Below are 14,383 nucleotides of genomic sequence, written 5' to 3' on the forward strand. Positions count from 1 at the left end.
ATTATGATTTATATCATCATTTGTGATGATTTTCTCCCTGAAAAATTATTCAGCTAGAACGAATCTTTGCATTAATTAAACCTGATTGATGAGTACCCTTTTAACACCGAAAACTCAAGTACTTTGCTACCACTGCGGAAACGAGTGTAAGGATGAGGATATACTCAGTGATGATAAACATTTCTGCTGTTCAGGTTGTCTTACAGTATATGATATCTTAAAAGACAATCAATTATGTGGGTATTATGATTTGAATCAAAATGCCGGAGTAAGTTTAAAAGCCAAAAATTTTAACGGAAAATTCGATTATTTGTCTGAGAGTTCAGTTGAATCTGAATTGTTAGCATATCAGTCACCGGAGCAAAACAAAGTTCTGCTACACATACCTTCAATTCACTGTAGTTCATGTGTTTGGTTGCTCGAAAACTTCCATAAAATACTTGAGGGTGTTTTCAATGCCAGGCTTGATTTTGTAAAAAAAGAACTTTCATTAACCTATAATCCGGCTGTTACTTCACTAAAAGAAATTGTTGAATTGTTGGCTACTTTAGGTTACGAGCCACAAATAAATCTGGAAGGTTCTGCCAAAAAGTCAGTGATTGATCCCGAAACCAAACGTTTACTTTTTAAAATAGGGGTTGTAGGTTTTTGTGCAGGAAATATTATGCTGATGAGCTTTCCGGAATATTTTAAGTTTAATCTTGAAAACCAGTCTGACGCCACCTATCAGAAATTCTTCCTTTATTTTAATTTTTTGTTGGGTTTACCTGTGTTCTTTTTTGGTGCAAGTGATTATTTAAAAGGTGCTTATTATTCCATTGTTGAAAATCTTAAAAAGAATAGTGATGTATTGAGCGTAGATATTCCGATTGCCTTGGGAATAATTGCACTTTTTACTCGTAGTACTTATGAAACTCTGGTCAATCAAACAGCCGGCTATTGGGATAGCATGTCAGGTTTGGTTTTATTTTTATTGGTTGGCAAATGGGTTCAGCAGGTTACCTTTAATTATCTTTCTTTTGACAGATCATACAAATCATATTTTCCGCTTGCTGTAAAAGTGAAAAATCAGATACAGCAGTTTAAAAATGTGAAAGACCTGAAAAAAGGTGATGAGGTAGTCATTCATCATCAAGAGCTAATTCCTGCCGATTCGATATTACTTGAGGGCAATGCTTTGGTAGATTATAGTTTTGTTACAGGGGAAACTAAGCCTGTAAGGAAATCAAAAGGTGATTTTCTTTATGCCGGTGGTCGACAAATGGCTGATAAAATTGAGCTTTTGGTTCAGAAACCGGTTTCAACCAGTTATTTGACCCAGTTGTGGAACAATGATAGTTTCTTAAAAGAAAAGAAAGTTCCGACTACAGAACTTGCCAATGCTTTTAGTAAGTATTTCACATACCTTACTTTCCTGGTTGCTGCAGTGGTAGGAATCTATTGGTACAATAACGACGCCTCATTGGTATGGACAACTGTTACGGCGGTTCTCATGGTGGCTTGCCCATGTGCTTTGACACTTTCTATGCCATTTACTATGAATACAACCATGAGTATTTTTGGCAGAAATAAATTTTATGTCAAAAACCAGGGTGTTATTCAATTACTAACCGAGGCGGATACAATTGTTTTTGATAAAACTGGAACATTGACTGAGAGCAATTCAGGTCAGGTAAGATTTGTAGGGGAGCCATTGAATACTTACGACAATAGCTTGATATTTAGTCTGGTATCACAATCTATGCATCCATTGAGCAAATTGGTTGCCTCATATATTGGTATAGGCGAAAATGTAAACGTGGAATTTTTCAAAGAAATAAAAGGCAATGGTATTGAGGCATTTGTCGATGGAAAACCCGTTAGGATTGGTAGAATAGGATTTGTTAAAAATACAAAAGATATTCAAAAGGATACTGAAGTACATGTTTCGATTGATAATCAATATGCCGGATATTTTACAATAGAACCGGTTTTCAGATCAAATTGGAAGTCAGTTCTGAATAAATTGAGTGAGACTTTTAGTCTTCATATGATTTCTGGTGATATTGACAAAATGAAGTCAAAATTATCTCCTGTTTTTGGCGAAAAAATGAAATTTGATCAGTCGCCTCAGGATAAATTAGATTATATCAAAAATCTGGAATCACAAGGTCATAGCGTTGTAATGATTGGTGACGGACTAAATGATGCGGGTGCTTTGAGACAATCCAAAGTGGGTATTGCATTAAGTGAAGACATTTCTGCTTTTTCGCCATCATGTGATGCAATTCTGGATGCGGATAATTTTGAAAAATTAGGCGATTATGTAAGGTTTAGCAAAACATCTTTAAATATTGTTAAACTTAGTTTTCTACTTTCTGTAGTGTACAATATTATGGGTATTGGTTGGGCAGCCAGCGGACAGTTGTCGCCGGTAGTTGCGGCTATATTTATGCCTTTGAGTACACTTTCAGTCGTGTTTTTCTCTGTTGGAGTTACTTTGTTGGTTGCAAAATTTAGAAAACTAAAATAAAATGGAAGTAATAATTGCGTTGGTGATTTTGGCAATATTGGTAGCGGGTGGTTTTTTGGTTGCCTTTTTTTGGGCAACTAATGACGGACAATTTGATGATACTTATTCTCCTTCGGTGAGGATATTAATTGATAATGATACAAAACAAGATAAAAAACATTAAAGAAGCTGAAAAGCGATTCCAATCAATTAGGGTTTAAATACTCTTCCAGTTAAAGGTAGTGACTTTGTCGCTACCTTTACTTATTTTAATAAGCACCGGATATTTAATATTTAAGTCCTGTTGTTTTTTTGATTCAAAAAAAATGTCCTTATTGTGGTGTGCATTTTTGAGTTCACAATCAAAATTGTTAAATTGCATCAAATTTAAACAAAATATACTTCATGAATTTTCCTGCTGATTGTAGATATACAGAAGACCACGAATGGATTAAACTTGAAAGCGATGGTACTGCTTTAGTTGGTGTAACAGATTTTGCACAAAGTGAATTAGGAGATATTGTCTTTATTGAAATCGAAACCGAGGGTGAAGATTTGGAATCGGGTGATATTTTCGGAACTGTTGAAGCAGTAAAAACCGTCTCTGATTTGTTTTTACCTGTAAAAGGGAAAATTTTAGAAGTAAACCCTGCTCTTGCCGATGAGCCGGAATTGGTCAATAATGACCCTTATGGTGGTGGCTGGATGATTAAACTTGAAGTGGCAAATCCTGCTGACCTAGTTGCCCTTTTAGATGTAGATCAATATAAAAACCTAACCGGATATTGATATATGGAAAATTGTTTTATTTCCTTAAATTCAAATTCTTAAAATATTCAATTTAAGCCCATTAGGGCTTTTTTTTTGCCAAAAATGAAAGTTCTATTAAAAAATTGCCTGATTGTAGATGATACTTCAGATTACCATTTGAAGAAATCGGATATCCTCATAAATAAAGGGGTTTTTGAAAAGATAACCGAACCTGATACCCTAAACGGTGACTTTGACCTGGTTTTTGAAACCTATGGACTTTCTGTATCCAAAGGTTGGATTGACGCTGCGGTACATTTCAAAGATCCCGGTTTTGAATGGACCGAAAGCCTGCCCTCACTAGCAGTGGCTGCTCAAAAAGGAGGTTTTACTTCAATAATTGGTTTTCCAAATACGCAACCAACAGTTCAAACTAAAGAATCTCTGGCGTATTTTAAGAATTTTTCAGAAAATAAAGCAGTTCGGTTTTATAATTATGCTGCTGTGACCCTCAAGTGTGAAGGTAAAGATTTTACCGACATGATTGACCTTTATAGAAATGGTGCCGTAGGCTTTTCTGATGGGGTTTTTCCAATTCAAAGTTCGGATATTTTACTCAAAACCATGCAATATTTGCAGCCTTTGGGTGCAGTATTAGTAAATAAAGTGGAAGACAAGTACCTGAGTATGTATGGTCAAATGCATGAAGGAATCACAAGTACCAGATTGGGACTGAAAGGAATACCCTCAGCAGCAGAAGAAATTATGATTATGCGGGACCTGAAACTACTGGAATATTCAGGAATCAAAACGGAAAAGCCGCTATTGCATTTTTCTACCATAAGCACAGCTGAGTCTGTAAATCTCATCAGAGAGGCAAAAAGAAAGGGCTTACCGGTAAGTTGCGACATTTCGGCTCATCATTTGCTTTTTACAGAAAATGATCTTGAGAATTTTGATTCCAACCTGAAAGTTAAACCACCTTTCAGATCCAAATCTGACATTGAGGCCTTAAAAGCTGGTCTTGCTGATGGCACAATTGATATAGTAGTTTCTGACCACCATCCACTTGATTCTGAGCATAAAGATATTGAGTTTGATCTTGCAGAGTTTGGGGCGGTTGGAATTCAGACACTTTTTGGAATAATGAATAAAAAAAGTGGTTTATCTTTGTCTCAGATAATTGAGAAAATCGAGAAAAATCCGAGAAGGATATTTAACCTGGAAGTGCCTTCAATTAAGGAAGGAAACAAAGCAGAAATAACCATTTTCGAAGATCAAACCGAATTTACTTTTACCGAAGAGCAGATTGTTTCATTAAGTAAAAATAGTCCGGATATTGGACAAACATTACGAGGGAAAGTTTTGGGTACACTCAGAAACAACATCCTTTCAAAAAATCTATAAATGAACAAAAAACTAATTTTAGGTTATTCTATTACTTTCGGTGTACTTTCAGGGCTGGGATGCTTTTTGTTTTTTATAGCTATGTACTATACTCAACCCAATCCATTAAATTTTAGAAGACCGGACATTGGGATAAATATAATATTAATATGGGCCGCAATTTGGTATTACAAAAGATACAATAGTGGTTATCTTCATTTTTATGAAGGGTTTTCCATAGGATTTTTAACCAATCTAATTGCATCCCTGATCTCAGGTATTTTGGTATATTTGTTTATTGAAGTGGTGGACAATACCCCCTTTATTACCTGGATTGCCGAAGCCAAGCTGTTTTTGACGAAAGAGAGAGACCTTATGAAGACGATATTGGATGATGCCAATTTTAAGAGGCAACTGGTTTCTTTAGATAATTCCAAACCTTATCAGATTATTCTGGATGAATTGATGTTTAAGCAAATCTCGATTATTCCTATAAGTTTGATAAGTATGACAATGCGTAAAATAAACAAATAATATTATGGAAAAAGTATCTTCAGCCAGAATTGCCCTAAAATGGGGACTTATATATGGCATCGTTTCAATTGTTGTGGCTTTAGTTTCATACAATACCGATTTGTGGAAAAACTGGATAGTATCGCTTTTGGTCACAGTTATATTATTTTTTGGTGTAATGTATTTTTCTTTGAGCGAGTATAAATCTCTTAATGGCGGATTTATGACTTTCGGGCAGGGATTCGGATTGGGAATGCTTACTATTTTTACCGGAGGCCTGATCAGCATCATTTTTGACTTTTCATATAAAAAATATATTGATCCTAATTTAATCGATATGCAGTTAGAAATGACCAGAGAACAATATGAGTCTATGGGTATGTCGGAAGAGCAAATAGAAATGGCTCTGGAGAAAGCTCAGTCATATATGTCAAGCGGCATGGCAGTGCTTTTTGGAATGATAAGTATTTTGGTAATTGGTCTGATAGTGTCTCTTATCATGTCAGCAGTACTTAAAAAAGATAAACCAGTTTTCTCTTAATTAATAAAATAGGGAAATAGTTTTTATAGAATCAACAAACAGGAATGTATAATATTTTCAGAAAAGAGGTCTCATTGTTTTTCAATTCGCTCGTTGGTTACATTGTCATAGCAGTGTTTTTGGTATTGACCGGTTTGATGTTTTGGATATATCCCCAAACCAACATTCTGGATTACGGTTATGCCGAAATGGACAATTTTTTTGATATTGCCCCCTATGTATTCCTGTTTTTGATTCCGGCAGTTACCATGCGGATGTTTTCAGAAGAAGCCCGGAACGGCACACTGGAGTTACTTTTCACCCGTCCGATTTCTACCCGGCAGATTGTCCTTGGTAAATTTCTAGGCTCATGGCTAATTGTAATTATTGCCCTGGTTCCAACTTCATTTTATTATATTTCATTGTATTATTTGGGAAATCCACCAGGGAATATTGATTCAGCAGGTGTTTTGGGTTCATATATTGGATTGATATTTTTGTCCGGGGTATTTGTTTCAATCGGGATTTTTACATCCACATTATCTAAGAACCAGATTGTGGCATTTATCCTTGCTGCCGTTTTGTGTTATTTCTTTTATGAGGGTTTGACCCAGCTGGCCCAAATTTTTACCGGAGCTACCGCCTACTATATCAATTATTTTTCACTAAGTTTTCATTATGACTCACTTAGCAAAGGCGTAATTGACAGCAGAAATCTTATTTTCTTCGTTAGTTTTTCACTTGTTTTAATTCTGGTTACCGAATGGTTGTTAGATAAAAACCGTAAGTAATGTTTTTCGATTTATATATTGTTAATGCCTTTTCAAAAGGCGAGTTTACCGGAAATCCCGCCGCAGTTGTTCCTTTAGATTTCTGGATTCCTGACACCACTATGCAAAATATCGCCATGCAGAACAATCTTTCTGAAACGGCTTTTTTTGTAAAAAATAAAAATGGTTTTCATATCCGATGGTTCACTCCAAAAGTTGAGGTTGACTTGTGCGGTCATGCCACACTCGCCAGTGCACATGTTATTTTTGAAATACTTAAAATCGCAGAATCTGAAATTCTGTTTGAATCAAAAAGTGGAACTTTAAGAGTTTTTAAAGAAGATGGCTTAATATTTCTCGATTTTCCTTCGGCTGATCTCCAGTCTGTTATGCAGGAAAACAACATTTTTGAGGCACTTTCGTCACCGTCAATTTTAAGTTGGAGCAGAGCAAAAGACGATTTTTTGCTCGAATTTTCTGATGAAATATCAATAAAAGAACTTTCCCCGGATTTTCATAAAATTTCGCAAACTGAGGCTCGTGGGGTGATTGTTACATCTCAAAGTAGTGAATATGATTTTGTCTGCCGATTTTTTGCTCCCCGGGTAGGTATCAATGAAGACCCTGTCACCGGTTCAGCATTTACTAAATTGATTCCGTTTTGGTCAAAAAAACTAAACAAAGAACAACTTTTTGCCAAGCAAATATCAGATAGGGGAGGCGAGGTAAATTGTAAATTTAAAGGTGAGCGTGTTTGCATCGGTGGCAATGCTTCGGTGTATTTAAAAGGCCGGATTGAAATCTGAAATCTTTTTTTTGAAAATTCTTTTTGTTTATTTTTCAAAGTATTTGCCTGTTTCCTTGACAAAGGGTATATTGATTTCGTACCTTTGCAGCCCAAAAACTTCACTTATTTTTTTGACTATCAGTACTTTTTGATTTCATAAAATAGTATTTTTTTGGGTAGAGTGAAAATATTTTAATCATTTGAAATAATATAAATGAAATTATCAGCATTTAAATTTGACCTTCCCCATAGTCTTATTGCCCAATATCCACTCGATGACCGCGACGGAGCCAGAATGATGGTCCTTCACAGAAAAACCGGTAAGATTGAGCACAAAATGTTTAAAGACATCGTTGATTATTTCGGAGAAGGCGATGTAATGGTAAACAACGACACCAAAGTATTCCCTGCCAGATTGTATGGTTCTAAAGAAAAAACGGGTGCCAAAATCGAGGTTTTTCTTTTGAGAGAACTCAACCGTGACATGCGTCTTTGGGATGTGTTGGTAGATCCGGCAAGAAAAATCAGAGTTGGAAATAAATTATACTTTGGCGACAGCGATTTAGTAGCCGAAGTAATCGATAACACTACTTCAAGAGGCCGTACAATCAGATTTTTATATGATGGCAACCATGATGAAATGATGGAAGCAATCTATGAATTGGGCGAAACTCCGATACCGAAAGACGTTTTGCAACGTGAAGTAACCGATGCAGATAATGAGCGTTTTCAAACAATTTTTGCCACTCATGAAGGTGCCGTAGCTGCTCCTACTGCCGGCATACATTTTACAAAGAATATTGTTAGAAAAATGGAGATTAATGGTGTGGACTTTACACCTTTGACCTTGCATATTGGAGTGGGTACATTTCGTCAGGTTGAAGTTGAAGACCTTACCAAGCATAAAACTGATTCTGAAAACTTCTTCATTACCCAGGAAACATGTGACGTTGTAAACAATGCTTTGGAAACCGGCAAAAGGGTGTGTGCTATCGGAAGTACATCTTTGAGAGCAATGGAATCGTCAGTATCGGCAAATAATCGGTTGAAACCGGTAAATAATGCCTGGACAGATAAGTTTATTTTCCCTCCTTTTGATTTTAAAATCACCAATGCTCTTTTGACCAACTTTCATTTGCCTGAGTCTATTTTACTTATGACAACTTGTGCATTTGGAGGTTATGAAACCATCACCGAAGCCTATCAGGTGGCCATCAAAGAGAAGTATAAATTTTATACTTATGGCGATGTAATGCTTATTATTTAATTAGATTTGTACATATTTTGTATATTTGAAGTGTCAGTTATTTTTTAGCTGACACTTTTTTTTATGCCAAAAAAATACGCCATAATTGTAGCAGGTGGCTCTGGTTCCAGAATGAAATCTGAAATTCCAAAACAGTTTTTGATGCTGAGTGGAATTCCGATATTGGTCAGAACTCTTAATACATTTTTAACCATTGAAAATTTAGAAATAATTCTTGTTTTACCCTCTGATTCAATCGGTTATTGGGAAAAAATCAAGCCGGTTTATTTTTCAGAAAAAGAAAAAATAACAACTGTAGTAGGTGGAACAACTCGTTTTCAATCTGTAAACAATGGTCTAAAAGCCATAAAAGCAAATACTGGTCTGGTTGCTGTTCACGACGGAGTAAGACCATTTATCACAAAAGCAATCATTGAAGATTCATTTCATCTCGCTCTTGAGAAAGGTTCGGCGGTTGTTGCAGTTGATTCCAAAGACTCTGTAAGATTTTTGGATGGAGTAAATAACAAAGCTATAGAAAGAAACAAAGTTAAAATTGTTCAGACTCCCCAGACATTTGACCTGGAACTATTAAAAAAAGCATTCTTAACTGAAGAGAAGCCTTATTTTACAGACGATGCATCGGTAGTCGAAGATTTTGGACATGAAATATATTTGGTTGAGGGTGACTATAAGAATATCAAAATTACCACGCCAGAAGATATTCTGGTGGGTGAAGCTTTGTTGAAATGCTAATTTTTCTTCGAATAAAAGAGAACCTTTTGCTTCAATAAATAATGGGGTGTTACCTAAATGGAATTTATTGAAAATTAATTTTTAAAAAATATCTGAGAATTGAAAAGAGTAATAGTTGGTTCTAAAAATCCGGTTAAAGTGGAAGCCGTGAAATTGGGATTTGAAAGAATGTTTCCAAAAGAAGTATTCGTAGTAGATGGATACGAAGTAAATTCTGAAGTGAACGACCAGCCAATGGGAGATGATGAGACTTTTACTGGTGCACTTAATAGAGCAACAAATGCAAAGAAACTATTTTCGGATGCTGACTTTTGGGTTGGACTTGAAGGTGGTAATATTGCACATTCGGCTACTGAAATGGAAGCTATGGCATGGATGGTTGTGCTAAATAATGAAAAAATGGGAAAAGCCAGAACTGCCGGATTTTATTTACCCCGGAAGACCATTGAGCTTATAAATCAAGGTTATGAGTTAGGACATGCAGATGAGATTGTATTTGGAACAAAAAATAGCAAACAAAAAATGGGCTCAACCGGTTTGCTCACCGAAAATGCCCTCAACCGGACAGATTTTTATGTTCAGGCCATCATTTTGGCACTAATTCCTTTTTTAAAAACCGATTTATATTGATATGGCTGCTCCCCGATTAACACTGGAAAAATATTTTGAAGGTATAAAAAATTCCGATACCTCAGTTTTAAGCAGAGCCATAACACTGGTTGAAAGCAAATCGCCGGTTGACAGAGAACTGGCTTTTGATTTAATAAAAAATATTCTTCCCTCAACCGGAAAAAGTATAAGACTAGGCATAACAGGCTCTCCCGGAGTAGGGAAAAGTACTTTTATTGATGGTTTTGTAGAGTATTTGGTGAAAATTGAAAAAAAGAAGACAGCGATACTGGCGATAGACCCTTCAAGTAAAGTGAGTGGAGGCAGCATATTGGGTGATAAAACCCGTATGGAAAGTATAGTGGGAAGTAATGACGTCTTTATCAGGCCCAGTCCTGCGGGCATGGAATTGGGCGGTGTTGGTGCCGCTACTTTTGAGACGATGTTGTTGTGTGAAGCCGCCGGCTATGAGCTAATAATTGTAGAAACTGTAGGGGTTGGGCAGTCTGAAACAGTTGTGAATGACTTAACCGATTTTTTGATATTTTTGACGATAGCCGGTGCCGGTGATGAACTGCAGGGAATCAAAAGGGGGATTATGGAGACCGTTGACCTTGTAGTTGTCAATAAGGCCGATACATTAGAGAAAGGTACCATGGAAAAATTAAAAGTGAATTTTAAAAACGCCCTTCATTTGTTTCCAGGAAAGTCTTCAGGTAGAGAAGTGTCAGTGCTTAATTGTTCTTCTTTGGAGAAAAAAGGGTTTGAAAAAATCTGGTTGGAGATTTCGGAATATATTAAGACAGTAAAAAGCAACGGTCATTTCGAAAATAACCGAATGCACCAGAAGAAATTATGGCTGCAAAAAACTTTGGAGAGGTCGATTTTGGAATATATTTATCAAAATGAAGAAATAAAGAGGCAAAAGGAGCATTTTGAATTGCTGATGAATGACAATAATGTCAACCCATTAGAGGCAGCCTCAAGGGTATTTAATATTTTTAAATCCCGCTTTCAATGATAAAAAATCCTGCTAAAATGATTAATTTTGTGTTCTTTTTTACCTAATCACCTTTGATGAAATACGCTAAAAATATATTTTCTCAATTCTGGAAAAAGCTGGCAAGTGTAATAATTCAAAACCGACCTTGGCTAATCTCGGTTATTGCATTACTTACTGGTTTTTTTACATATCAAATATTTTCGCTTGAGCTATCTTATGAACTACCGAAGATTTTACCACAATCAGATGATAGCTTTAAATTGTACGAAGACTTTAAAAAGAAATACGGAGAAGATGGAAATGTGATGGTGATTGCTGTAAAAACCGACAAAATGTATGAATTGAATACATTTAATGGTTGGTATAGTCTTACCCAGGAAATCAAAGCCATTTCCGGTATCAAAAATGTGCTTTCAAATGCTTCAATATCAGAGGTTAAACGTAACGATGCTCAAAAGAAGTTTGATTTTGTTCCATTATTGAGATCAATGCCGGTCTCACAGGCTGAAGTGGATAGCCTGAAATCAAAAATTTCAAGATTACCGTTTTATGATGGTTTTGTTTATAATGGTGACGCTCACCTTATGGCGGTGACTTTTGACCAGGCAAAACTCAATTCAAAAGACAGGATTTCGCTAACTGATGATGTACAGAAAAAAGCCGAAGCTTTTGGTCAAAAATACAATGTAGAAATGCATTTTTCAGGAATGCCTTTTATCAGGACTAATTTTATGTCGAAAGTGCGATATGAACTTAGCCTGTTTATGGGGCTGGCTTTTCTGGTAACCATTTTTATTTTGTACCTGTTTTTCAGGTCTTTAAATATTGTTTTCTATGCATCCGTTGTTATTGTAATAGCTGTTATTTGGTCAGTAGGACTTATATCATTCTTTGGTTATAAAATTTCCATTCTTACGGGTCTGATTCCTCCATTAATTATAGTTATAGGTATTCCAAATTCCATTTTTTTAATTAATAAATATCAGGAAGAATATCTTAGGACCGGAAACAAAATTGAGTCTTTAAAAATTGCGATTGAGAAAATAGGCAAAACTACCTTCATTGCTAATGTGACTACTTTTATTGGCTTTTTCGTTTTTTATTTTACCGGCAGTCCGCTCTTATTGGAGTTTGGATTGGTTGCTGCAATCAGTGTTATGGCTACCTGGGCGATTTCACTGATTTTAATTCCATCCATTTTTAGTTATGTTTCAGCTCCCAAACCCAAACATGTAAGGCATCTGGAAAATAAAAATATCTCGAAAATCTTACAAAAGGTTGATTTTATTGTCCACAACCGTCGGACCAAAACATATTGGTTCGTGGGGGTTTTGGTAGCCATATCGATATACGGTGCAACCAGAATAAAGGCGGTGGGCTATGTGGTGGATGATTTACCAGAGGATGACCCCATATTTGAAGACCTTAAGTTTGTAGAGAAAAACTTCAAAGGTATAGTTCCTTTCGAGGTGAGTATCAATACCAATGAAGATAATGGGATTTTTAATCCAACTATTTTAAATCAGATAAGAGTTTTACAAAAAGAATTTGCCAAATATCCTGAGTTTACCAAACCTATTTCAATAGTTGAAGGTTTAAAATTTATTTATCAAGGTTATAGAGGAGGAGACCCCAAATATTTTGTATTACCTCCGGCTATGGAATTGCAAAAAATGTCTGAATATGCCAAATCTGCAGCTGGTAAAGAAAGTATGTTTGCTGCATTTTTAGATGCAAAAAAACAGAGTACCCGGATTAGTTTTCAAAGTGCTGATGTAGGTACGGTTAGAATGCGGGAAATGTTTACTTCTCTTCAGGCCAAAGCCGATACTATTTTCAATTTTGACAAAGAATCTGGTGTCTGGAAGCCGGAAAAAGAAAAACTGGATGTGAAACTTACTGGCAACGGGGTAGTTTTTACAAAAGGAAATGATTATTTGTTGGGCAATCTGGGAGAAAGTACACTTATGGCTATAATTCTGGTATCCATGGTGATGGCAACTCAGTTTCTCAATTATCGTACAATCCTGATTTCGACCATTCCGAGTATAATCCCGCTTATCATCACTGCCGGGCTTATGGGATTCTTTGCCATTCCACTTAAACCTAGTACCACTTTGATATTTAGTATTGCGTTTGGTATTGCATCCGACGGAACTATATATTTTCTAACAAAATATAAGGAGGAGCTGGAAAAAGGCAAAAGTATTTCACATGCAGTGTCCGAAACCATAAAATATACAGGTATCAGTATGGTTTATACCGCCATAATTTTGTTTTTTGGTTTTGGGATATTTGTTGCCTCTGGTTTCAAAGGAACTGTGTTTTTGGGATTGTTGGTGTCTATCACTTTGTTAATTGGGATGATTTCTAATTTGGTTTTGTTACCATGTTTTCTAATGACCCTGGACAAAAAACAAACCTTAAGAGAGTTAAAGAAAAAAGCTTAATTTAAAGAATTGAATATTAAAATTTTATGTTGAAAAAAATCCTTTTGTTAATAAGTATTACCGGGAGCATTTATGCTCAAAGTGCTCAGGAAGTGCATCTTAAAAATGTCAGACAAATTACTTTTGGTGGAAATAACGCCGAAGCCTATTTTAGTCGGGATGATAAGATGTTTAGTTTTCAATCAGATTTTAAGGCCTGGGGTCTGGAATGTGATCAGATTTTCTATATGAAAACCAATTCCGATACTAAAACTAAAAAACCCAAAATGATTAGTACAGGCGAAGGGCGTACTACCTGTAGTTTTTTTATGCCTAATGGCAAAGATGTGCTTTTTGCCAGTACCCATGAAAATGGTGGTCATTCTTGCCCAATGCCTCCGGAAATGGGAAAAAAATACCTCTGGGCTATTTATGATAGTTTTGATATTTATATTTCTAATCTGAAAGGTAAAGTTAAAAAACAGTTGACCAACACCCCAGGTTATGACGCTGAAGCTACCGTTTCTCCGGATGGAAAAAGCATTGTTTTTACCAGTACCCGCAATGGTGATTTGGATTTATATACTATGGATATCGATGGTTCCAATGTAAAGCAGGTTACATTTGAGCTGGGTTATGATGGTGGAGCTTTTTTCTCTCCTGACAGCAAAAAGCTGGTTTTCAGGGCATCCCGGTTTAATTCTGATGCAGAAAGAGAAGAATATAAAGAAAATCTGAAGAAAAATCTCGTAGCACCCACCAATATGGAGATTTTCACCTGTAATGTAGATGGTTCTGATTTAAAGCAGATTACGAATCTTGGAAAAGCCAACTGGGCTCCGTATTTTACTCCAAAAGGTGACAAGATTATTTTTGCATCCAATCATCACTCAGCACGTGGTTATGACTTTCAGTTATACATGATAAATATTGATGGAACTGGCCTGAAACAAATCACCACTGAGAGTAATTTCAATGCCTTCCCGATGTTTTCTTATGATGGCAAGAAGCTGATTTTTAGCTCCAATCGTAATAATGGAGGTACACGGGACACTAATTTGTTTATTGCTGATTGGGTGGAATAAGAAATTTAGAATAAGTAAGTAACCCAAAAGCCCTGATC

At 35.9% G+C, this 14,383-nt stretch carries 14 protein-coding genes; all 14 read left to right on the plus strand.

Annotation, left to right across the window (positions count from 1 at the left end):
* Window positions 1–85 precede the first annotated feature (85 nt).
* Window positions 86–2,512 carry a heavy metal translocating P-type ATPase metal-binding domain-containing protein gene (locus tag IPP61_14225; GenBank protein ID MBL0326314.1) on the plus strand — a complete coding sequence of 809 codons (2,427 nt, stop codon included), beginning with the start codon at window positions 86–88 and terminating at the stop codon, window positions 2,510–2,512.
* Between the two features lies 1 nt (window position 2,513).
* Window positions 2,514–2,675, plus strand: a complete 162-nt coding sequence (gene ccoS / locus IPP61_14230) for a cbb3-type cytochrome oxidase assembly protein CcoS (protein ID MBL0326315.1) — start codon at window positions 2,514–2,516, stop codon at window positions 2,673–2,675.
* Between the two features lie 221 nt (window positions 2,676–2,896).
* Window positions 2,897–3,280, plus strand: a complete 384-nt coding sequence (gene gcvH / locus IPP61_14235) for a glycine cleavage system protein GcvH (protein ID MBL0326316.1) — start codon at window positions 2,897–2,899, stop codon at window positions 3,278–3,280.
* An 84-nt stretch (window positions 3,281–3,364) separates the two neighbouring features.
* Window positions 3,365–4,648 carry an amidohydrolase family protein gene (locus tag IPP61_14240; GenBank protein ID MBL0326317.1) on the plus strand — a complete coding sequence of 428 codons (1,284 nt, stop codon included), beginning with the start codon at window positions 3,365–3,367 and terminating at the stop codon, window positions 4,646–4,648.
* Window positions 4,649–5,161, plus strand: a complete 513-nt coding sequence (locus IPP61_14245) for a DUF4199 domain-containing protein (GenBank protein MBL0326318.1) — start codon at window positions 4,649–4,651, stop codon at window positions 5,159–5,161.
* 4 nt (window positions 5,162–5,165) lie between these two features.
* Complete coding sequence (locus IPP61_14250; protein ID MBL0326319.1) at window positions 5,166–5,681, plus strand: DUF4199 domain-containing protein; 516 nt, start codon at window positions 5,166–5,168, stop codon at window positions 5,679–5,681.
* Between the two features lie 44 nt (window positions 5,682–5,725).
* Entirely contained in the window at window positions 5,726–6,451 is a 726-nt protein-coding gene (gldF, locus tag IPP61_14255) for a gliding motility-associated ABC transporter permease subunit GldF (protein ID MBL0326320.1), read from the plus strand.
* Window positions 6,451–7,236, plus strand: coding sequence for a PhzF family phenazine biosynthesis protein (locus IPP61_14260; protein ID MBL0326321.1), 786 nt, complete (start codon window positions 6,451–6,453; stop codon window positions 7,234–7,236). Before gldF ends, IPP61_14260 begins: the two co-directional genes overlap by 1 nt.
* 195 nt (window positions 7,237–7,431) lie before the next feature.
* Window positions 7,432–8,484 (plus strand): tRNA preQ1(34) S-adenosylmethionine ribosyltransferase-isomerase QueA, encoded by a 1,053-nt coding sequence (queA, locus tag IPP61_14265; GenBank protein MBL0326322.1) that lies wholly within the window; start codon window positions 7,432–7,434, stop codon window positions 8,482–8,484.
* A gap of 63 nt (window positions 8,485–8,547) precedes the next feature.
* Window positions 8,548–9,219: a 2-C-methyl-D-erythritol 4-phosphate cytidylyltransferase gene (locus IPP61_14270; GenBank protein MBL0326323.1), complete on the plus strand. Its 672-nt coding sequence runs from the start codon at window positions 8,548–8,550 to the stop codon at window positions 9,217–9,219.
* Window positions 9,220–9,318: 99 nt separating this feature from the next.
* Window positions 9,319–9,849 carry an inosine/xanthosine triphosphatase gene (yjjX, locus tag IPP61_14275; GenBank protein ID MBL0326324.1) on the plus strand — a complete coding sequence of 177 codons (531 nt, stop codon included), beginning with the start codon at window positions 9,319–9,321 and terminating at the stop codon, window positions 9,847–9,849.
* A gap of 1 nt (window position 9,850) precedes the next feature.
* Window positions 9,851–10,849 (plus strand): methylmalonyl Co-A mutase-associated GTPase MeaB, encoded by a 999-nt coding sequence (meaB, locus tag IPP61_14280; GenBank protein MBL0326325.1) that lies wholly within the window; start codon window positions 9,851–9,853, stop codon window positions 10,847–10,849.
* 56 nt (window positions 10,850–10,905) lie between these two features.
* On the plus strand, window positions 10,906–13,281 hold the full coding sequence (locus IPP61_14285; GenBank protein ID MBL0326326.1) for an MMPL family transporter: 2,376 nt from the start codon (window positions 10,906–10,908) through the stop codon (window positions 13,279–13,281).
* A 26-nt stretch (window positions 13,282–13,307) separates the two neighbouring features.
* Entirely contained in the window at window positions 13,308–14,345 is a 1,038-nt protein-coding gene (locus IPP61_14290; protein MBL0326327.1) for a PD40 domain-containing protein, read from the plus strand.
* Window positions 14,346–14,383 lie beyond the last annotated feature (38 nt).

The sequence above is a fragment of the Cytophagaceae bacterium genome (assembly GCA_016722655.1).
GTDB lineage: Bacteria > Bacteroidota > Bacteroidia > Cytophagales > Spirosomataceae > Leadbetterella.